Genomic DNA, 20,218 nt, shown 5'->3' on the forward strand with positions numbered 1-20,218 from the left:
AAGCGGTGAAGCTGATCCGGGGAATCGCTGTGCTGGGCATGGCCGCGACGGTGCTTGCGGGCTGCGAGAAGGAAGTCATCCTGCAGGGCGAGCGGCTGGACCCGCGTGCCGTGGTGGGCGAGGGCTCGGTTCCGGGCAGCGCGATCCCCGCGGCCGAGGCGCCGCGCGCGCTGTCGCTGCCGCAGGCGCAGGCGAATGCCGACTGGCCGCAGCGCGCGGGCGGGCCCGGCCATCTGCTGACCAACCCGGCGATCGGCGCCGGCACCACGCATGTCTGGTCTGCCTCGATCGGCGAGGGCGAAAGCCGCCGCTATCGGCTGGTGGCCGAGCCGGTGGTGGCCGCGGGCCGCGTCTTCACCCTCGACAGCCGCGGCCATGTGACCGCGACGGCGACGAATGGCGCCCGGCAGTGGCAGACCGACGTCACCCCGGCGGGCGACCGCGCCGACGACGCAAGCGGCGCGGGGCTTGCCTATGACGGCGGCACGCTCTTCGTCACCTCGGGCTATGCCGAGCTGACCGCGCTCGAGGCGGCGACGGGCAAGGTGCTGTGGCGGCAGGGCTTTGACGCCGGCATCGGCGGCGCGCCGACGGTTTCGGCCGGCATGGTCTATGTCGTGGTGCGCGACGGTTCCGCCTGGGCGGTGCGCGCGGCCGACGGCAAGGTGATGTGGCAGCTGGGCAGCACGCCCGCAGGCGCCGGCATGGGCGGCGTCGCGGCACCGGTGGTCAATGACCGGCTCGTGGTCTTCCCGTTCTCGACGGGCGAGCTGATCGCGGCGCTGAAGACGCGCGGCATGACGCTGTGGACCGCTCAGGTGGCGGGCGCGCGGCTTGGCCGCGGCTATGCCTCGCTCTCCGACCTGACGGGCGAGCCGGTGATTTCGGGCGACCGGCTTTATGCAGGCTCCTCGGCGGGCAAGCTCGCGGCTTTCGACCTGAACTCGGGCGAGCGGCTCTGGACCGCGACCGAGGGGCCGAATTCGCCGGTGCAGGTGGCGGGCGGGTCGCTCTTCATCGTCAACGACCAGGCGCAGATCGAGCGGCTTGATGCCGCGACCGGCGAGGTGATCTGGTCGAAGGATCTGCCCTATTTCGTCAAGGACAAGATCAAGAAGCAGAACGAGATCTGGGTGCATTACGGCCCGGTGCTGGCGGGCGGCAAGCTGTTCGTCGCCTCGTCCGACGGTCTGCTGCGGGTCTTCGACCCGGCCAGCGGCAATCTGATCGGCCAGACCGAGATCCCCGGCGGTGCCTCGACCGACCCGGTGGTGGCGGGCGGCACGCTTTATGTCGTCAGCCGTGACGGGGTTCTGCACGCCTACCGTTGAGCCCGGGGCAAAACCCGTGTAAAGCGGCGACTTCGGTCGCACCAAGGAGCGGAACATGAGCTTTACCCTGGCCATCGTGGGCCGTCCCAACGTGGGCAAGTCGACGCTGTTCAACCGGCTGGTTGGCAAGCGCCTCGCCCTCGTCGACGACCAGCCCGGCGTCACGCGCGACCTGCGCGAGGGCGACGCACGCCTTGGCGACCTGCGCTTCATCGTCATCGACTCGGCGGGGCTCGAGCTGGCCGAGGACGACAGTCTTCAGGGCCGGATGCGGCGCCTGACCGAGCGCGCGGTCGAGGAGGCGGACATCTGCCTGTTCCTGATCGACGCGCGCGCCGGCGTGACCCCGGCCGACGAGATCTTCGCCGATATCCTGCGCCGCAAGAATGCCCATGTCATCGTCGCCGCGAACAAGGCCGAGGGCTCGGCCGGCGATGCCGGCGCGATCGAGGCCTGGAGCCTCGGTCTCGGCGAGCCGATCCGGATCTCGGCCGAGCATGGCGAGGGGCTTGACGATCTCTATGACGTGCTGCGCCCGCTCGCCGATGGTTTCGCCGAGCGTCACGCCGCCGACACGCCCGAGGTCGATGTCGATCTCGACGAGGAGAACGAGGACGAGACGACGATCCGCATGCCGACGGCGGCCAAGCCGCTGCAGCTTGCGGTGATCGGCCGTCCGAATGCCGGCAAGTCGACGCTGATCAACAAGATCCTCGGCGAGGACCGGCTGCTGACCGGCCCCGAGGCGGGCATCACCCGCGACGCGATCTCGGTCTCGACCGAGTTCATGGGCACGCCGATGCGGATCTGGGATACCGCGGGCATGCGCAAGAAGGGCAAGGTCAACGACAAGCTCGAGAAGCTGTCGGTTGCCGACGGTCTGCGCGCGGTGCGCTTCGCCGAGGTCGTCGTGGTGCTCCTCGACGTCAACATCCCCTTCGAGACGCAGGATCTGCGCATCGCCGATTTCGCCGAGACCGAGGGCCGGGCCGTCGTCATCGCCGCGAACAAGTGGGATCTCGAGGAGGACAAGCCCGAGAAGCTCAAGGAACTGCGCGAGAATTTCGAGAAGTTGCTGCCGCAGCTGCGCGGCGCGCCGCTGGTCACCGTCTCGGCGAAGACCGGCAAGGGGCTCGACCGGCTGCACAACGCGATCATCCGCGCCTATGAGATCTGGAACCGCCGGATCTCGACCGCGAAGCTGAACATGTGGCTGGGGGCGATGACCGAGGCGCACCCGCCGCCGGCGCCGGGCGGGCGCCGGATCAAGCTGCGCTACATGACCCAGGCGAAGACCCGGCCGCCGGGCTTCGTCATCATGGCGACCCATACCGACAAGATCCCGGAAAGCTACGGCCGCTATCTGGTGAACGGTCTGCGCGCCGATTTCGACATGCCGGGCACGCCGATCCGCATCTTCTTCCGCGACCAGGGGTCGAAGAACCCCTACAAGGAGCGCAAGAAGTCGATCCCGTCGCGGCTGACGAAACACGTCGAGGCGCGCAAGGCGGCCGAGCGCAAGGGCAAGGCCGCCTCGGGCGGCGTCGCGCCCTCGGGCACGATGCGGCCCGACAAGCCCAAGCCCAAGGGCCAGCGCCCGCCGAAGAAATGAGAAGACCCCGCCGTTGCGAGACGGCGGGGTTTTTCATTCCGACGGCTCGGCCGGGGCACGGGCGGAGAGGGCGCGTGAGTATTTTTGCCAAGAAAAAGCCGGGGGGCCGGAAAACCAGTGGCCGGGCGTTGAAGGCCTTGGTTTGTTTCTGGTGCAAATACTCCCGCCGGAGGCATCCGCCCTCTCAGCCCGCGCGGCGCATCCAGGCTGTCACGCCAAGGGCGAGGATCGCGACCCCCGCGCCGGCGACCAGCGCCGGGTTTTCGGTATTCGCGGCGAGGATGCCGATCAGTGCCCAGATCACGCCGGCCGGATAGGCCGCGCCCGGGGCGAGGCGGGCAGTGACGGCAAGTCCCACGATCACCGCCGCCGCCAGCACGACCCAGCTTGCGAGGCCAAGGGGCAGCAGCCCATAGCCCACCAGCACGGTGCCGGTGGCAACCATGGTCGCGGCGGTGAGCCAGCCGGCATAAAGCCCGATCGGCGCCGCGCGCAGGGCGAATTCGGCGCCCTTCGGCACGCGGGCGAGGGCGGCGAGCGCCAGCGCCGCCATGATCCAGATCTGCACCGTGGCGAGCACCGGCGCCTGCATCGCCACCGCAAGCCAGCTGGCGCCAAGCGCCATCGACAGCAGCAGCGGCCAGCGCGGCGCGTCCCAATCCGCGTCGTCGGCCCGCCGGAACAGGCCAAAGCCCGCCTGCACGATCAGCGCGAGGAAGATCAGCCCCCAGATCGAGAAGGCCCAGGGCGCGGGCTGGAACGGCGGGTTCACCACCGGCACCGGGAAGGCCGCCGGGTCATAGCCGCGGAAGTTGCGCGCGCTGTAGGAGGCGGCGGCGAAGGCCAGAGCGGCAGTGAAGGTCAGGATCGCTTTCAGACGCAGCATGATATCCCCTTGGGCTTTCAGCCAAAACGCAAAGGGCGCGGCCAGGTTCCCCCGCCGCGCCCCGATCTTCGGATTTTTTTCGCTCAGACCAGAACGCCGTCGACGAGGCGGGTCTTGCCGCCCAGATAGGGGTGCAGGACGGCGGGCAGGGTGACGGAGCCATCGGCCTCCTGACCGTTCTCGAGCACCGCGATCAGGCAGCGCCCGACGGCGAGGCCCGAGCCGTTCAGCGTGGCGACGAATTCGGGCTTGCCGCCCGAGGCGGGCTTGTAGCGCCCGTTCATCCGCCGCGCCTGGAACTGGCCGCAGGTCGAGACCGAGGAGATCTCTCGATAGGTGTTCTGCCCGGGCAGCCAGACCTCGAGGTCATAGGTCTTCTGCGCGCCGAAGCCCATGTCGCCGGTGCACAGCACGATCCGCCGATAGGGCAGACCGAGCGCCTCGAGCACCGCCTCGGCACGCTTCACCATGCCCTCGTGTTCCGCGATCGCATCCTCGGGGCGGCAGATCGTCACCATCTCGACCTTCTCGAACTGGTGCTGGCGCAGCATCCCGGCGGTGTCCTTGCCGGCGGACCCGGCTTCCGAGCGGAAGCAGTTCGTATGCGCGCACATCCGGGCGGGCAGCGCCGCCTCGTCCCAGACCTCGCCCGAGATGAAGTTCGTGAGTGTCACCTCGGCGGTCGGGATCATCCACCAGCCATTGGTGGTCTCGTAGCTGTCCTCGGCGAATTTCGGCAGCTGCCCGGTGCCGAGCATGGTCTCGGGGCGGACGAGCACCGGGGTGATCGCCTCGGTCAGGCCATGGGTGTCGACATGCAGGTCGAGCATGAACTGCGCCAGCGCCCGGTGCACGCGGGCGACGCCCGATTTCAGCACCACGAAACGCGCCCCCGAGAGCTTCGCCGCGGTCTCGAAATCCATCGCCTTGCCGACCGCCGAGAGCTGGTAATGCTCCTTCGGCGCGAAGTCATAGGCGCGCGGGGTGCCCCAGCGGCGGACCTCGACGTTGTCGTTTTCGTCGGCGCCCTGCGGCACTTCGTCGAGCGGGCTGTTCGGCACCCACAGCAGCTTGTCGCGCAGCTCGGCATCAAGCCGGCCGGCCTCGGCCTGCATCGCGGCGACCTCGGATTTCTTCTCGGCCACCAGCGCGCGCAGGCGCTCGAACTCGGCCTCGTCGCCCTTGGCCTTGGCCGCGCCCACAAGCTTCGAGGCGGCGTTCTGATCGGCCTGCGCGGTTTCGGCGGCGTGGATCGCGGCCCGGCGCGCCTCGTCGAGCGCGAGGATCTCCGAGGCGAGCGGCGAGAGCCCCCGGCGCGCGAGCGCGGCGTCGAACTGGGCGGGGTTTTCGCGGATGGCGCGGATGTCGTGCATGGGGCTCACCTCTGATGGTTGCGCCAAAGCGTTTAGCGCGGAAAGATGCGGCATGAAAGCCCCGCGCATGCCGCGCCTTGATCCCGGTCATGGCGCAAGCCCTTGCGGGGTGATTGCATAATCGTGTATGGGATCACACATTCAAGAACCAGAATGTAAATGCCCGGACGCGAGCCGGGATCTGGGCGCCGTAGGGAAGGGATGCCGACATGAAAACTTACGTCTTGCCGCTGGCGCTTCTCGCGCTGGCCGTGCCGCAGGGGCTGCGTGCCGAGCAGAGCTTTACCGTGACCCCGACCGAGGTCGTCGACTGGAAGGCGGTCTATGGCCAGATCGAAGCGAAGGATTCGATCGCGGCGCGCGCGCGCCTTGGCGGCACGCTGACCGAGCTGAGCGTGACCGAGGGGGACCTCGTGCAAGCGGGCCAGCCGATCGGCAAGGTGGTGGACGAGAAGATCGCCTTCCAGCTGAGCGCGATCGACGCGCAGATTGCGGCGCTGCAGGCGCAGCTGGCGAATGCCCAGACCGAGCTGAAGCGCGGTCAGGAGCTGAGCGCGCGCGGCATCACCACGACCCAGGCGCTCGATGCGTTGCGCACCCAGGTCGACGTCTACATGAGCCAGATCGAGGCGCAGCAGGCAAGCCGCAAGGTGACCGAGCAGCAGGCGACCGAGGGCGAGGTGCTGGCGCCGATCTCGGGCCGGGTGCTGTCGGTGCCGGTCGCCAAGGGCGCCGTGGTGATGGCGGGCGAGACCGTCGCTACCGTCGGCGGCGGCGGTTTCTTCCTGCGCATCTCGGTGCCAGAGCGCTTCACCGCGACGCTGAAGGAAGGCGACGCGATCCATATCGAGGGCGCGAAAGGCGCCATCGACGGCAAGCTCGTCAAGGTCTATCCGCTGATCCAGGGCGGCCGGGTCGACGCCGATGTCGAGGTGCCCGATCTTGATTCGGAATTCGTGCAGGCGCGGGTGCTGGTGCGTCTGCCGCTCGCCCGGCGCGAGGCGATCTTGGTGCCGGCAACCGCGATCTCGACCCGCTCGGGCCTTGATTTCGTGCGGGTGCGCGCGGGCGAGGGCACGGTCGAACGCGCCGTCGTTCCGGGCGATCACCGCGACGAGAACGGCACCGAGATGGTCGAGATCGTCACCGGCCTTGCCGGCGGCGAAGAGGTGGTGACGGAATGAGCCAGGACCAGATCCCCGAAGAGGCGCATCCGCTCGGCATTCCCGAGCATCGCCTCGGCATCGCCGGCCGGCTGACGCGGGCCTTCATCCAGTCGGCGTTGACGCCGCTCATCATCCTTGCCGCGCTTGCGGTGGGGCTGGTCGCGCTGATCTCGCTGCCGCGCGAGGAAGAGCCGCAGATTTCCGTGCCGATGGTCGACATCCACCTGCAGGCCCCCGGCCTGAAGGCCGAGGATGCGATGAAGCTCGTGACCGAGCCGATGGAGACCATCATCAAGGGCATCAACGAGGTCGAGCACGTCTATTCGCAGACCTCGGACGATTCTGCGCTGGTGATGGCGCGCTTCGTCGTCGGCACCTCCTCGGACGCGGCGATCCTGCGCGTGCACGAGAAGGTCAAGGCGAACATGGACCGGATTCCCACCGGCATCGCCGAGCCGATCATCGTCGGCCGCGGCATCGATGACGTGGCGATCGTGGCACTCACCCTCTCGGGCAAGCCCGGCGAACAGATCGGCGCGAACGACCTGACGCGCATCGCGCGCGAGCTGCAGACCGAGGTGACGAAGATCGACAATGTCGGTCTGACCTACATCGTCGGCGAGGCGACCGAGGCGATCCGGATCGAACCCGATCCCGAGAAGCTCGCCATGTATGGCGTCACGCTGCAGCAGCTGTCGAACAAGGTCGAACAGGCGAACCGCGCCTTCAACACCGGCAAGCTGCGCGACAAGGGCGAGCAGATCGATCTCGTGGCCGGCAAGACGCTGACCGCGCCGGCCGAGATCGCCGGGCTGTTGCTGACCACCCGCGACTCGCGCCCGGTCTATGTGGCCGACGTGGCGAAGGTCGAATACGTGGGCGACACCTCGGACCACATCGTGGCCAATGTCACCCGCGAGAATGGCACGCTCGACCGCCGCCCGGCGGTGACGGTGGCGATCGCGAAGCGCGCCGGGGCGAATGCCGTGGTCGTGGCCGAGAAGATCCTCGAGCGCGTGCACGAGCTCGAGGGCTCGCTGATCCCGTCGAATGTCGAGGTGCAGGTCACCCGCGACTATGGCGAGACCGCGAACGAGAAGGCGAACGAGCTGCTGTTCCACCTCGGCCTTGCCACGGTGTCGATCATCGCGCTGGTCCTCTTCGCGATCGGCTGGCGGGAATCGATCGTCGTCGCGATCGTCATCCCGGTGACGATCCTTCTGACGCTGTTTGCCGCGAACATCATGGGCTTCACGCTGAACCGCGTCAGCCTCTTCGCGCTGATCTTCTCGATCGGCATTCTCGTCGACGACGCGATCGTGGTGATCGAGAACATCGCGCGGCATTGGGCGATGAAGACCCCGGGCACCCGCATCGCCAAGGCGATCGAGGCGGTGGCCGAGGTCGGCAACCCGACCATCGTCGCGACGCTGACCGTGGTCGCGGCGCTGCTGCCGATGCTCTTCGTCAGCGGGCTGATGGGCCCCTACATGTCGCCCATTCCCTCGGTCGCCTCGGCGGCGATGATCTTCTCCTTCTTCATCGCGGTGATCGTGACGCCCTGGCTGATGGTGAAGATCGCGGGGCGCGCCGACATGTCGTCGCATGCCGAAGGGCCTGGCCATCATGCCGGTGGCAAGCTGGGCGCGCTTTACGAACGGGTGGCGCGGCCGGTGCTGCGCACCAAGCGCACCGCCTGGACCTTCCTGATCGCGGCGATCGTGCTCAGCTTCGGCTCGCTCGGGCTTCTGTACACCAAGCACGTCACGGTGAAACTGCTGCCCTTCGACAACAAGTCGGAGCTGAGCGTGGTGATCGACCTGCCCGAGGGCTCCTCGGTCGAGGCGACGGATGCGGTGGCGCAGAAGGTCGCCGAGGTGGTGACGCAGATGCCCGAGGTGATCTCGGTGCAGACCCACGCCGGCGCCGCGGCGCCCTTCAACTTCAACGGGCTGGTGCGGCACTACTATCTGCGCGAATACCCCTATCAGGGCGACGTGCAGATCAACCTGACGAACAAGGCCGACCGCGACCGCAGCTCGCATGACATCGCGCTGGATGTGCGCGAGCGGATCGCCAAGCTCGACCTGCCCGCGGGCACCAGCCTGAAGACGGTCGAACCGCCGCCCGGTCCGCCGGTGATGGCGACGCTGCTGGCCGAGGTCTATGGCCCCGATCCCGAGACCCGGCGCGCCGCGGCCGCGAAGATCCGCATGGCCTTCGAAAGTGTGCCCTTCATCGTCGACGTCGACGACAGCTTCGGCACCCAGACCCGGCGGCTGCGCGCCACGGTGAACTCGGACGATCTCGAGTTCTACTCGGTCGAGGAAAGCGACGTCTTCGACACGCTCGGGTTGCTGAACGGCTCGACCACGGTCGGCTATTCGCACCGCGGCGACGAGCGCTCGCCGCTGCCGATCGTGATGGCGCGGGCGAAGGGCGACAAGGTGATGAACGAGGCGACGCTGTCGACCCCGATCCCGGCGAACGTGCTGCCCGGCGCGCGCGGTGTGGTCGAGCTGGGCGACGTGGTGACGGTAGGCGAGGAGAAATCCTCCTTCCCGATCTTCCGCCACAACGGCCGCGAGGCGGAGATGGTGACGGCGGATCTTGCCGGCACCTTCGAGGCGCCGCTTTATGGCATGATCGCGGTCGATGCGGCGCTCGACAAGATCGACTGGGCGCCGGGCGAGAAGCCCGTGGTGTCGCTGCACGGCCAGCCCGACGACGAGAGCCACGTGACGCTGCTGTGGGACGGCGAGTGGGAAGTGACCTGGGTCACCTTCCGCGACATGGGCGCGGCCTTCGGCGTGGCGCTTCTGGGGATCTACATCCTCGTCGTGGCGCAGTTCGGCTCGTTCCGGCTGCCGCTGGTCATCCTGACGCCGATCCCGCTGACCTTCCTCGGCATCATGCTGGGGCACCTGATCTTCCACGCGCCGTTCTCGGCGACCTCGATGATCGGCTTCATTGCCCTTGCGGGCATCATCGTGCGCAACTCGATCCTGCTGGTGGACTTCATCCGCCACGGCAACCACGAGGGCAAGTCGGACATCGACGTGCTGGTCGAGGCGGGGGCGATCCGCTTCAAGCCGATCCTGCTGACCGCGGTCGCGGCGATGATCGGCGCGGTGGTGATCCTTGCCGACCCGATCTTCCAGGGGCTGGCGATCTCGCTGCTCTTCGGTCTGCTCAGCTCGACGCTGCTGACCGTGCTGGTGATCCCGGCGATCTACCGGATCTTCAAGACCTGATCGGGCCCGAGAGACCGAAACGGGACGGACAAGAGGGGCACCCGGCGGCAACGCCGGGTGTTCGCGTTTCCGGGCGGGTGCGACATTCGGGCACGGCAGATGTGATCGCCGCCCGCGCGGCGCGGCGCTAGTCTGGACCTGTCACAGAGGTGACGCATGGAGGATGAGATGCACAGCGTCTTGAAGGCGTCGGTCGTGGTTCTGGCCGTCGCTGCCGGTTTCGTGCCAGTGCGGGTGTTCGCCGAGCCGAGTTGCACCGACTGGATGGATCAGGGCGACGGCACATCGTGGAAGGAATGCGTCGACGACAGTGGTGTGCAGCATTGCTACAAGGTGAACAACACGCCCGGCAGCACGGCCTACGAGGTCAGTTGCTCCGACTGAGCCCTCGGGCCATGTGGCACGGGCGGGCCGCTCCGGGAAACCGGGGCGGCTTTTTCCTGTCGGGGGGCGGGCTCAGATGCCCTTGCAGAACATCTCGTAGACGGTTTCGACGATGCGCACCGCCTTCGGGTCGCTCAGCGAATAATAGATCGCCTTGCCCTCGCGCCGGCAGGTCACCAGCCCCTCGAGGCGCAGCCGCGCCAGCTGCTGGCTGACCGCGGCCTGCCGCGACTCGAGCAGGTTCTCGAGTTCGGTCACCGTCTTCTCGCCCGAGGAGAGATGGCACATGATCATCAGCCGGCCCTCGTGCGCGAGCGCCTTGAGCAGGTTCGACGCCTCCTGCGCGCGGCTCATCAGCTCGTCCGCGTCGAGCCGTGCACAGCGCTCGGCCGGGTCGGCCGCCGTCGCTTCGGTCTGGATGATCTCTTGCCCGTCAGCCGCCATGATGCGCTGCGTTCTCCTTCGCTGTCCCTGCCGCTCCGGCCAGGTGAAGCAGCAGTCTGGGCAACGGAATTAGCACGGCTGCACAGGAGAATCGAGTGGGCGGCGCATTTTGTCGCGGGGCGCAGGCGCACAGCCGGGCTGCGCAGGAGCAGATCTGCCTGTCGCTTGGGCGGATTGTCGCCGGAACGGGATCGGAACGGGCAGGAAAACAAACGGCGCCCGCAGAGGGCGCCACAGATGAGGATGACGGCGCCGGCGTTGCTGTGCCGTGGCTCAGGCCGATTTCGGCGCGCGCGGGGCAGGGCGCAGGCGGCGCAGCAGCTCGTTCACGGCGGCCACGGCGATGACCAGAAGGGCGATGGTGTCGAAGCTCAGGTAGGTCATGCGCTCCTCCGGGTGCGGGCCTTGCCGGGCGTTCTGCGCCGGCCGCGATGCGGGACGTTTTCCGGCTACCGGCGGAATGCGGCAAAAACCGGGCAGGGGTGCGACTTTCGCGCGGCTTCGCGGCTTGCCCCTGCGCAGGGGGTTGATTTTCCTGCGCCCGGGCCGATACGCAAGGGGCGAAGCACGCGAAGAGGTCCGCCATGCTGCACGCCTTCACTGCCGGAACACGCGGGCTTGCGCGGATGGGCCAGGAGACGCCGATGGCGCCCGGCTCGCAGATCGCGCATGCGCTCTGGATCGACCTCTATCGCCCGCTCGACAGCCAGATCGCGGCGGTCTCTGGGCTGGGCATCGAGGTGCCGACCCTCGCCGACATGGAGGAGATCGAGATCTCGAACCGGCTCTACCGCGAGGACGGGTCGGATTTCATGACCGTCGTCGTGCCCGGCCAGACGCCCGACGGGCGCCACATCTCGGGCCCGGTCACCTTCATCCTGACGCCCGAGCGGCTGGTGACGGTGCGCCACCACGCGCCGCGCTCGTTCGAGACCTATCCCGAGCGCGCCGACCGCTCGACCGCCGGCTGCACCTCGCCCGAGCGGATCTTCCTTGGCCTGATCGAGGAGATCGTGGCGCGCCAGGCCGACCTGCTCGAGGGCATCGGGCGCGGGCTCGACTCGGTCTCGGTGCATGTGCTGGGCGACGCGAGCCCCGACGAGCTGCAGCATGCGCTTGGCGAGGTCGGGCGGCAGGGCGAATTGCTGGGCCGGATCCGGCTGGCGCTGCTGACGCTCGAACGCGCGCTGTCGTTCTATGACCAGACGCTGGCCACCCATCCGCAGGGCAAGGACCTGCACACGATCATCAAGGGCCAGATCCGGGACATCGGCTCGCTCGCGGTGCATGGCGATTTCCTGTCCTCGCGCGTGTCGCTCTCGGTCGACGCGACGCTCGGCATGATCAACCTGGCGCAGAACACCACGGTGCGGATCGTCTCGGTGGTCGCCGCGCTCTTCATGCCGCCGACGCTGATCGCCTCGATGTACGGGATGAACTTTGCCGTCATGCCCGAGCTCGACAAGCCCTGGGGCTATCCCTTCGCGATCGGGCTGATGATCGCCTCGGCGCTTGGCACCTGGGCCTTCTTCAAGTGGAAGGACTGGCTCTAACGCGCGCAGAGCTTCGTCTGCGGATCGAGCCGGACATATTCGCGCGCCGAGATCTTGGTCATCTTCAGCGACTTGCTCCAGGTGCTGTTCCATTTCTTCAGCACGCCGTTGCGGTAGTAATTGCCCATCAGCCCGATCATCATCGTCGCCGGGATGTTGGTGCCGATGAAATGCGGCGCGTGGAAGGCCATCACCGATTTCGGCCCGAGGCAGGCATTGGGCAGCGTCGTCAGCATCGTGCAGGCCGAGGCGCAATAGCCGCGGATCTCGACCCGGCGACCCGACCGCTCGAGCTGGTTGCGCCGCGCGATATAGCCCGCCACATTGCCGCCGTCGTCGTTGAAGATCACGATCGGTGCCTTGTCCGAGACCCGCACGCTGCCCGCGGTGCTGCCGCCGGCCTCGGTCTCGGTGACGCAGCCGGCCAGCACGAGGCCGGCGACGAGGAGGGGAAGAAGGCGGGTCTTGCGGGTCATCTGTGGCGTCCTTTGCGAAGCTCGGCCAGACGATAGGCGCGGCGCGGGCGCGGGCAAGCCCCGGCCCGCGCCCCCGGCGGGTTTCCGCCTCAGCGCGTCAGCACCAGCCGGTCGCGGTCGAATTCCACCTTCGCGAAGCGGGTCAGATAGCTCATCCCCATCAGCGAGCTGTCCATGTCTGCGCGGTTCACCACGGCGCGCAGATTGCGGTCGTGGATCGGGCCGAGATCCATCGTCTCGATCCGCACCGGCGCCGTGGCGACGGTGCCGTTCGCGGTATTGGCGCTGCCGATGAAGGCAAGCCCCGCGGTGTCGATGCCGGCGCGCTCCGCATCGCGCCGGGTCAGCACGATGTCGCTCGCCCCGGTGTCGACGACGAAGCGCACAGGCACGCCGTTCACCTCCGCGGTGAGGTAATAATGCCCGTCGGGACCGAGCGGCGCCTCGATCCGCCCGTCGGTCATCACCGATTGCTGCGGCACGAAGCTCTTGCGGATGTCGTCCCACATGCCGAAGACCGCGACGAGGCCCAGCACGATCAGCGCCCAGACCATGAGCTGTTGCAGGCTGCGCGCCGGATGGCGGCGGAAGGCGGTGAGGAAATAGCCTGCAAGCACGGCCAGCAGCAGCGCGAGATAGACGAGGTTCGGAGAGATGTCGCTCATGGGGCCTCCTGTCTGGCGGATGTAGGGGGCGGGGACGCCCCTGTCATCCCCTCAGCGGCCGAAGAAGGGGCCGAGCAGCCCCGAGCCGCGCAGCCCGTCGAGGATGAACTGCACCGCCAGCGCGGCCAGCAGCATGCCCAGAAGCCGCGTCACCACCATCGTGCCGGTGCGGCCCAGAAGCCGCTCGAGCGGTGTGGCGATCAGGAACATCGCGAAGACGCAGGCCAGCACCGCCAGCATCACCAGATGCACGAAGATCAGATGCACCGTGTCAGAGCCGGGCGCGCCGGCAAGCAGAATCATCGTCGCCATCGCGCCGGGCCCGGCGATCAGCGGTGTCGCCAGCGGGAAGACCGAGGGATCATCGGCATGCGGTTCGGCCGATTGCCCCTCGCGCCGCTCGGTGCGCCGCTCGAACAGCATGTCGAGCGCGGTCAGGAACAGGAGCACGCCGCCCGCGATCCGGAAGGCGGGCATCGAGATGCCGACCCCCGCCAGCAGCTTGTCGCCGAACAGGCCGAAGAGCGTCAGCAGGATCGCCGCGATGATCAGCGCCCGCAGCCCGACCTTCAGCCGCGCCCGTGCCGACATCCCGCGGGTCAGGGCGATGAAGAGCGGCGCGAGGCCGATCGGATCGACCACGACGAAAAGGGTGACGAAGGCGGTGACGGTTTCGGCGGGGCTCATGGCGCGAGAGTAGCGCGCGGATTTCGGGCGTTCCATGGGCGCGGACACAAAAACTTGCGTGATCTCGCGAAATCGGTCTTTGATTGCCCCCGCGCAGCCCGTAAATGTTGCCAAAGACAAGAAACAGGTGCGGCCCTCCCGCACCGGCTGGAGACTGAAATGCTCAACAATATCGGCCTTCCCGGCCTTCTTCTGATCGCCGTCGTCGTGCTCGTGCTCTTCGGCAAGGGCAAGGTGTCTTCGCTGATGGGCGAAGTCGGCAAGGGCATCACCGCCTTCAAGAAGGGCGTGAACGACGGCACCAAGGAAATCGAGGACGCCAAGGTCGACGAGGCGCGCGACGTGACGCCGGCGCCTTCGGACAAGGACAAGGCCTGAGCCGGCCGGCCGGGGCGGACGCGCCATGTTCGACATCGGTTGGAGTGAACTGCTGCTGATCGGCGTGGTGGCGCTGATCGTGGTGGGTCCGAAGGACCTGCCCGTGATGTTCCACACGCTCGGGCGGCTGACCGCCAAGGCGCGCCAGATGGCGCGCGAGTTCAGTCGCGCGATGGAGGATGCCGCGAAGGAGACCGGCATCAACGACGTCGCGTCGGACCTGAAGGGCATCGCCTCGAAGAAATCGCTCGGTCTCGAGGCGCTCGAGCGCGCCACCGAGAAATTCGAGAAATGGGATCCGAAGCTGCCGGGCACGGCGAAAGCCGCGGCCCCCGCCGCGCTGCAGCCCGATCCCGAGCTTGCGGCCGAGCTTGACGCGGCCGAGGCGGAATACGAGCCGGGCGACGCGCCCGCGCCGGCCGCGACAACGGCCGACACCGCCGCCGCGGCCCCGGCTGCGCCGGCCGGTGACGAAGAGAAGGGGAAGGCATGAGCACCGCGCCTCAGGACGAGATCGACGACTCCGCCGCGCCCCTGATCGAACATCTGGCCGAGCTGCGCACCCGCATCCTCTATGCGCTCGCCGCCTTTCTGGTCGCGATGGTGATCTGCTATGCCTTCTGGCAGCCGGTCTTCAACTTCCTGACCCAGCCGATCTGCCACGCGCTGACCGTCCGCGGCCAGCAATGCGGGCTCTACCTGATCAAGCTGCAGGAAGGGTTCTTCGTCGCGATCAACATCTCCTTCCTCGGTGGTTTCGCGCTCAGCTTCCCGGTGATCGGCTATCAGCTGTGGCGCTTCGTGGCGCCCGGGCTCTACAAGTCCGAGAAGCGGGCCTTCCTGCCCTTCCTCGTCGCCTCGCCGGTGATGTTCATCGCGGGCGCGGCCTTCGCCTATTACGTGATCCTGCCGATGGCCTTCTCGTTCTTCCTCGGCTTCCAGCAGGGGCCGATGGCCCCCGATGGGGGGGCGACGAACCAGATGGCGGCGATCGGCTTCCAGGGCTCGGTCGAGGAATATCTGTCGCTCACGATGAAATTCGTGATCGCCTTCGGCATCTGCTTCCAGCTGCCGGTGCTGCTGACGCTGATGGGCAAGGCGGGGATCATCTCGGCCGCGGGGCTGTCGAGCGTGCGCAAATACGCGGTGGTGGTGATCCTGATCGTCGCCGCCATCGTCACGCCCCCCGACGTGGTCAGCCAGGTGATCCTGTTCTCGGTGGTCTATGGCCTCTACGAGATCTCGATTCAGCTCGTCGCCCGGATCGAGCGCAAGCGCGAGGCGCAGATGCGCGCCGATGGCACCTGGGAAGAAGACGAGGAAGACGGCGAATGACCGATCCGCTGTTGCGTATCGCCGAGGCGCTCGAGCGCCTCGCGCCGGCGCCGGCGCCGGCTCCCGATTTCGGCGCGGCCGACGCCTTCGTGTGGCAGACCGCGCCCGACCGGCTGGCGCCGGTGGCCGCGGTGAACCGGGTCGAGCTGTCGCTTCTGCGCGGCATCGACCGGGCGCGTGACACGCTTCTGGCGAACACGCTGCAATTCGCCCGCGGTGCGGCGGCGAACAACGCCCTGCTGTGGGGCGCGCGCGGCATGGGCAAAAGCTCGCTCGTCAAGGCGGTCCATGCCGAGGCGCTGCGTCAGGGTCTGCCCCTCAAGCTCGTCGAGCTCGCACGCGAGGACCTGCCCTCGGTCAACCGGCTGATGGCGCATCTGCGCGCCTCGGGGCAGCGCTTCGTGCTGTTCTGCGACGATCTGAGCTTCAGCCACGACGACCAGCATTACAAGTCGCTGAAGGCGGTTCTCGATGGCGGCATCGAGGGGCGACCGGCGAATGTGATCCTCTATGCCACCTCGAACCGGCGCCACCTGATGCCGCGCGACATGATCGAGAACGAACGCTCGAGCGCGATCAACCCCTCGGAAGCGGTCGAGGAGAAGGTCTCGCTGTCCGACCGTTTCGGGCTGTGGCTGGGCTTCCATTCCTGCGATCAGGACGAGTTCTTCGCGATGATCGAGGGCTATTGCGCGGCCTATGGTGTCGAGATCGCGCCCGAGGCGCTGCGTGCCGAGGCGACGGAATGGTATCGCACCCGCGGCTCGCGCTCGGGGCGCGTGGCCTGGCAGTTCTTCACCGATCTGGCCGGCCGGCGCGGTCTCGCGCTCTGACCGACGGCACCGCGGCCCTGGCCGGGCAGGGGGGGGGCGCTGCCCCCCGTCCTTCGGACTCCCCCCGGGATATTTGAGGCAATTGGAAGCAGGGAACGGTTCGTCTTCCAATCGCGTCAAATATCCCGGGGGGTGAATTTTGCCGTCAGGCAAAAGAGGGGTGAGACGCAGGGCGTCGAATGCGCCCCCTGCCTCACATCAGCAGCAACACCAGCACCTGTGGTGCGAGGATGCGCAGGCACATCACCAGCGGATAGACCGCGGCATAGCCGATCGACTGCGCCGCGGAATTCGGCGCCATCGCATTCGCGAAGGCGAGCGCGGGCGGGTCGGTCATCGAGCCGGCCAGGACGCCCGCGAGGCTGAGGTAGTTCACCTTCCACAAGAGCCGCGCGGCAAAGCCCACGATCAGCAGTGGCAGCAGCGTGATGATCGCGCCGTAGAGCATCCAGATCAGCCCGTCGCCATGAATGAGCGTGGCGAGGAAGCTGCCGCCCGCCTTCAGCCCCACCGCGGCGAGGAAGAGCACGATGCCGAGTTCGCGCAGCGCGTGGTTCGCGACCGGCGGCATGAAGAACACGAAGGGGCCGAGAAAGCCGATGCGCGACAGCACGATCGCCACCACGAGCGGCCCGCCCGCAAGACCGAGTTTCAGCGGCGCCGGAAGCCCCGGCACCAGGATCGGCACCGAGCCCACCAGCACACCCAGCACGATGCCGATGAACACCGCCGAGAACTGCACGCTCTCGAGGCTCTTTGCCTGATTGCCGAAGAGCGGGCGGGCGGCGGCGATCTCCTCCTTGCCGCCGACGACGGTCAGGATGTCGCCGAATTGCAGCGTCAGGGCGCCGTCCGCCGGCACCTCGGTGCCCGCGCGCATCACCCGCGAGATGGTGACATTGTGCGCCTCGAGCCCGAAGTCGCGGATGTGCCGGCCAAGCGCCTTCTTCTCGGTCACCGCGATCCGCTCCCAGGCAAGATGTGTGCCCTTCGTCGTGGTCAGCGCGCTCTCGGCGCGCTCACCGAGGATCAGCTCCATCGCATGCAGCTTCGGCGCGGGACCGACGAGGTGCAGCACGTCGCCGAGGTTCAGCACCGTGTCGCGCGTCGGATGAAGCAGCTCGTCGCCCTTGCGCAGGCGCGACACCACCACACCCGCATCATAGAGATCGGGCACCTCGCCAAGCCGCAGCCCGTCGAGGTTGGGGTTGCGCACCCGCAGGTTGAGCGAGGGCAGCTCGGCCGCGCCGCGCGCGCGGGTGGCGTCGAAGGCGGCTTCCTCGGCCTCGATGCGGATCTTCAGCACTGCCCGCACCAGAAGCATCGAGGTGAGGATGCCGAGGATGCCGAAAGGGTAGGCGACGGCATAGCCGAGCCCCGGCTGCGACAGCGTGGCGGCATCGGCGCCGATGTCTTTCAGCACCTGCGTCGCGGCGCCGAGCCCGGGGGTATTGGTCACCGCCCCAGACATCAGCCCGACCAGCGCCGGCACCGGCACCGCGGTCAGCGCATGCAGACCGAGCGTCACCAGAACGCCCTGAGCGACGATCGCCGCGGCGATCAGGTTCAGCTGCAACCCCGATTTCTGCAGCGTGGCGAAGAAGCCGGGCCCGACCTGGATTCCGATGGTGAAGACGAAGAGGATCAGCCCGAATTCGCGGATGAACTCGATCATCGCGCCGTCGAATTTCAGTCCCGCGACCGAGGCGAGATGGCCGACGAAGATCCCCGCGAACAGCACCCCGCCGATGCCCAGCCCGACGCCGCGCCAGCTCAGCCCGCCCAGAAGCAGGCCGAGCGCGCCGGCAAGCGACAGCGCCGCGGTGCCAAGCGCGACACCCGACAGGCCTTGCAGGAAGCCGAGGATCATCTCCATCGCGGGTCTCCGTCATCGATGCTGCGAGTGCGAAAGGGTCTTGCCCTCACGCTGCACCCGCCGCCCGCGCCGGTCAATGCGCCAGCACATGCGATCCCCAAACCCTTGCGCTCATGCCGGATTTTGCGGCGCAGGCGCCACGCTTCCCGGGGCTTTCTTCCTGGCCGAAAGACCTCGGGGGTGAATTTTGCCGCATGGCAAAAGAGGGGGCAGCGCCCCCTTGCGCTGCCCACCCCCGAAAACGCCGGACTTCAGCGCCCCATCGCGAAGAATTCCTCGTTCGCGCGGATCGAGGCCATGTTCACCAGCCGGTTCGACAGCCCGAAGAAGGCGGTGATCGCGCCGATGTCCCAGATGTCCTCATCGTTGAAGCCATGGGCGTGGAGCGCGGCATAATCGGCCTCGTCCACCTCCTGCGCCCGCGCGCTGACCTTCAGCGCGAAGGCCAGCATGGCGCGCTGCCGGGGCGTGATGTCGGCCTTGCGCCAGTTCGTGGCGAGCTGATCGGCGAGGATGCGGTTCTTCGTGCGGATCCGCACGATCGCGCCATGGGCGACGACGCAATACTGGCACTCGTTCGCGGCACTCGTCGCCACCACGATCATCTCGCGCTCGCCCACGCTCAGTCCGCTGTCGCGCTCCATCAGCGCGTCGTGATAGGCGAAGAAGGCGCGGAATTCGTCGGGCCGGTGCGCGAGCGCCAGAAAGATGTTCGGCACGAAGCCCGCCTTCTCGGCCACGGCCTCGATCCGCGCGCGGATGTCTTGCGGCAGCGATGCCAGTGACGGCACCGGAAACCGGCTGATTGGTCTCTCTGTCATTGTGGTCCTCCCTGCGGGCACTGTGCCGCGGGGAGGGGTGCAACGGGAAATGACGTTGCGTCAGCTCTCAGGCGTCAAGCTCGATCACCAGCGGCACGTGGTCCGAGGGCTTGTCGCGGCCGCGGATCTCCTTGTCGATGGTGACGCCGCGCAGCAGGTCGGCGGCCTGCGGGCTGAGCAGCATGTGGTCGATGCGGATGCCGTTGTTCCGCTGCCATGCACCCGCCTGGTAATCCCAGAAGGTGTAATGCCCGGGCCCCTCGACCTCGGCGCGGAAGGCGTCGGTATAGCCGAGGTTCACGATCCGGCGGAAGGCCGCGCGGCTGTCGGGCAGGGCGAGCGCATCCTCGCGCCAGGCCTCGGGCTTGGCCGCGTCCTCATCTTGCGGGATGACGTTGTAATCGCCCGCAAGGATCACCGGCTCCTCGCTCGCCAGAAGCTCGGCCGCGCGGGCGCGCATCCGCTCCATCCAGGCCAGCTTGTAGTCGTATTTCGGCCCCGGCGCCGGGTTGCCGTTCGGCAGGTAGAGCCCGCAGAACCGCAGCGCGCGCTTGCCGACCACCGTCGCCTCGATCCAGCGCGCCTGCTCGTCGCCGTCATCGCCCGGCAACCCGCGCTCGACATCCTCGAGCGGCAGCTTCGAGAGCAGCGCGACGCCGTTGAAGCTTTTCTGCCCGTGCGTCTCGATGAAATAGCCCAGCCCCTCGAAGATCTCGTGCGGGAAGGCCTCGTCGGTCGACTTGATCTCCTGCAGCGCGACGAGGTCGGGCTCGGCCTCGCGCAGCCAGGTGACGAGCGCCTCGGCGCGCGCCTTGATGCCGTTGATGTTGAACGTCGCGATCTTCATGGGCGCCTCCCTTTGGGGAAGTTGTAGGGGAAGGGGGCGACGAGGGAAAGGGAGAGGAGGCTCAGTGCTCGGCCTCGTCGAAGAGGCGGTCGAGGATGTCCTGCCCGAAGATCTGATATCTCGGGTCGATCTTGCGGAGCTCGGTGTCGATCAACGGAAAGATGCGCTGACGCAAGGCGATCTCGGCTGCTTCCGGAAAGCTGGACGGGGCGCCGAGCCCCCGCCGATACTGCGTGATCAGCGCCATGAATGCCTTGTCGACGTGTAGGCTCGCCAAAACTGTTGCGACCTCTGCGT

20 protein-coding genes are annotated in these 20,218 nt (G+C 67.8%); 10 read left to right on the forward strand and 10 right to left on the reverse strand.

Annotation, left to right across the window (positions count from 1 at the left end; translation table 11 throughout):
- Nucleotides 1-38 precede the first annotated feature (38 nt).
- Complete coding sequence (locus AC0QTQ_RS08080) at nt 39-1,331, forward strand: outer membrane protein assembly factor BamB family protein (protein WP_480259207.1); 1,293 nt, start codon at nt 39-41, stop codon at nt 1,329-1,331.
- Nucleotides 1,332-1,386: 55 nt separating this feature from the next.
- Nucleotides 1,387-2,943: a ribosome biogenesis GTPase Der gene (gene der / locus AC0QTQ_RS08085; RefSeq protein WP_480259016.1), complete on the forward strand. Its 1,557-nt coding sequence runs from the start codon at nt 1,387-1,389 to the stop codon at nt 2,941-2,943.
- A gap of 184 nt (nt 2,944-3,127) precedes the next feature.
- Here der and AC0QTQ_RS08090 read toward each other — a convergent pair whose 3' ends face one another.
- On the reverse strand, nt 3,128-3,829 hold the full coding sequence (locus tag AC0QTQ_RS08090) for a hypothetical protein (protein ID WP_480259017.1): 702 nt from the start codon (nt 3,827-3,829) through the stop codon (nt 3,128-3,130).
- An 83-nt stretch (nt 3,830-3,912) separates the two neighbouring features.
- Nucleotides 3,913-5,202, reverse strand: coding sequence for a serine--tRNA ligase (serS, locus tag AC0QTQ_RS08095; protein ID WP_480259018.1), 1,290 nt, complete (start codon nt 5,200-5,202; stop codon nt 3,913-3,915).
- A 209-nt stretch (nt 5,203-5,411) separates the two neighbouring features.
- Between serS and AC0QTQ_RS08100 the strand changes: the two genes are divergently transcribed.
- From AC0QTQ_RS08100 to AC0QTQ_RS08110, 3 genes are all read left to right on the forward strand, one after another.
- Nucleotides 5,412-6,386, forward strand: a complete 975-nt coding sequence (locus tag AC0QTQ_RS08100; protein ID WP_480259019.1) for an efflux RND transporter periplasmic adaptor subunit — start codon at nt 5,412-5,414, stop codon at nt 6,384-6,386.
- On the forward strand, nt 6,383-9,622 hold the full coding sequence (locus AC0QTQ_RS08105) for an efflux RND transporter permease subunit (RefSeq protein WP_480259020.1): 3,240 nt from the start codon (nt 6,383-6,385) through the stop codon (nt 9,620-9,622). Before AC0QTQ_RS08100 ends, AC0QTQ_RS08105 begins: the two co-directional genes overlap by 4 nt.
- Before the next feature lie 168 nt (nt 9,623-9,790).
- Nucleotides 9,791-10,006 carry a hypothetical protein gene (locus AC0QTQ_RS08110; protein WP_480259021.1) on the forward strand — a complete coding sequence of 72 codons (216 nt, stop codon included), beginning with the start codon at nt 9,791-9,793 and terminating at the stop codon, nt 10,004-10,006.
- Between the two features lie 72 nt (nt 10,007-10,078).
- On the opposite strand, the gene AC0QTQ_RS08115 is transcribed toward AC0QTQ_RS08110, so the two are convergent.
- A complete protein-coding gene (locus tag AC0QTQ_RS08115; RefSeq protein ID WP_121531260.1) occupies nt 10,079-10,450 on the reverse strand; it encodes an ArsR/SmtB family transcription factor in 372 nt (123 codons plus the stop codon).
- 584 nt (nt 10,451-11,034) lie between these two features.
- Between AC0QTQ_RS08115 and AC0QTQ_RS08120 the strand changes: the two genes are divergently transcribed.
- Nucleotides 11,035-12,003: a magnesium transporter CorA family protein gene (locus AC0QTQ_RS08120; RefSeq protein WP_121531258.1), complete on the forward strand. Its 969-nt coding sequence runs from the start codon at nt 11,035-11,037 to the stop codon at nt 12,001-12,003.
- Here the strand turns inward: AC0QTQ_RS08120 and AC0QTQ_RS08125 are convergent.
- The 3 genes from AC0QTQ_RS08125 to AC0QTQ_RS08135 all read right to left on the reverse strand — a co-directional run bounded on the left by AC0QTQ_RS08125 (nt 12,000) and on the right by AC0QTQ_RS08135 (nt 13,831).
- A complete protein-coding gene (locus AC0QTQ_RS08125; protein WP_121531256.1) occupies nt 12,000-12,479 on the reverse strand; it encodes a hypothetical protein in 480 nt (159 codons plus the stop codon). The two genes, AC0QTQ_RS08120 and AC0QTQ_RS08125, sit on opposite strands and share 4 nt — an antisense overlap.
- Nucleotides 12,480-12,568: 89 nt before the next feature.
- The gene (locus AC0QTQ_RS08130; RefSeq protein WP_480259022.1) at nt 12,569-13,144 is read right to left on the reverse strand and encodes a retropepsin-like aspartic protease family protein; all 576 of its coding nucleotides are present in this window, start codon (nt 13,142-13,144) and stop codon (nt 12,569-12,571) included.
- Nucleotides 13,145-13,195: 51 nt separating this feature from the next.
- Nucleotides 13,196-13,831 (reverse strand): MarC family protein, encoded by a 636-nt coding sequence (locus tag AC0QTQ_RS08135; RefSeq protein ID WP_480259023.1) that lies wholly within the window; start codon nt 13,829-13,831, stop codon nt 13,196-13,198.
- 159 nt (nt 13,832-13,990) lie between these two features.
- Here AC0QTQ_RS08135 and AC0QTQ_RS08140 point away from each other — a divergent pair, with 159 nt between their 5' ends.
- Genes AC0QTQ_RS08140 through AC0QTQ_RS08155 form a run of 4 tightly spaced genes read left to right on the forward strand, consistent with a single transcriptional unit; the run spans nt 13,991 to nt 16,377 of the window.
- Nucleotides 13,991-14,209, forward strand: coding sequence for a twin-arginine translocase TatA/TatE family subunit (locus tag AC0QTQ_RS08140; protein ID WP_480259024.1), 219 nt, complete (start codon nt 13,991-13,993; stop codon nt 14,207-14,209).
- Nucleotides 14,210-14,234: 25 nt separating this feature from the next.
- Nucleotides 14,235-14,702 (forward strand): Sec-independent protein translocase protein TatB, encoded by a 468-nt coding sequence (tatB, locus tag AC0QTQ_RS08145; protein ID WP_480259025.1) that lies wholly within the window; start codon nt 14,235-14,237, stop codon nt 14,700-14,702.
- Nucleotides 14,699-15,544 (forward strand): twin-arginine translocase subunit TatC, encoded by an 846-nt coding sequence (gene tatC / locus AC0QTQ_RS08150; RefSeq protein WP_480259026.1) that lies wholly within the window; start codon nt 14,699-14,701, stop codon nt 15,542-15,544. Before tatB ends, tatC begins: the two co-directional genes overlap by 4 nt.
- Nucleotides 15,541-16,377 carry an ATP-binding protein gene (locus AC0QTQ_RS08155; RefSeq protein WP_480259027.1) on the forward strand — a complete coding sequence of 279 codons (837 nt, stop codon included), beginning with the start codon at nt 15,541-15,543 and terminating at the stop codon, nt 16,375-16,377. Before tatC ends, AC0QTQ_RS08155 begins: the two co-directional genes overlap by 4 nt.
- 193 nt (nt 16,378-16,570) lie before the next feature.
- Here the strand turns inward: AC0QTQ_RS08155 and AC0QTQ_RS08160 are convergent, their stop codons facing one another.
- The 4 genes from AC0QTQ_RS08160 to AC0QTQ_RS08175 all read right to left on the reverse strand — a co-directional run bounded on the left by AC0QTQ_RS08160 (nt 16,571) and on the right by AC0QTQ_RS08175 (nt 20,168).
- Nucleotides 16,571-18,253 carry a putative transporter gene (locus AC0QTQ_RS08160; protein WP_480259028.1) on the reverse strand — a complete coding sequence of 561 codons (1,683 nt, stop codon included), beginning with the start codon at nt 18,251-18,253 and terminating at the stop codon, nt 16,571-16,573.
- A gap of 251 nt (nt 18,254-18,504) precedes the next feature.
- A complete protein-coding gene (locus AC0QTQ_RS08165) occupies nt 18,505-19,074 on the reverse strand; it encodes a peroxidase-related enzyme (protein WP_480259029.1) in 570 nt (189 codons plus the stop codon).
- Between the two features lie 67 nt (nt 19,075-19,141).
- Nucleotides 19,142-19,921 (reverse strand): exodeoxyribonuclease III, encoded by a 780-nt coding sequence (gene xth, locus AC0QTQ_RS08170; RefSeq protein ID WP_480259030.1) that lies wholly within the window; start codon nt 19,919-19,921, stop codon nt 19,142-19,144.
- Nucleotides 19,922-19,982: 61 nt separating this feature from the next.
- On the reverse strand, nt 19,983-20,168 hold the full coding sequence (locus AC0QTQ_RS08175) for a hypothetical protein (protein ID WP_480259031.1): 186 nt from the start codon (nt 20,166-20,168) through the stop codon (nt 19,983-19,985).
- Nucleotides 20,169-20,218: the final 50 nt, after the last annotated feature.

It is taken from the genome of Paenirhodobacter sp. YD-8 (assembly GCF_056590935.1).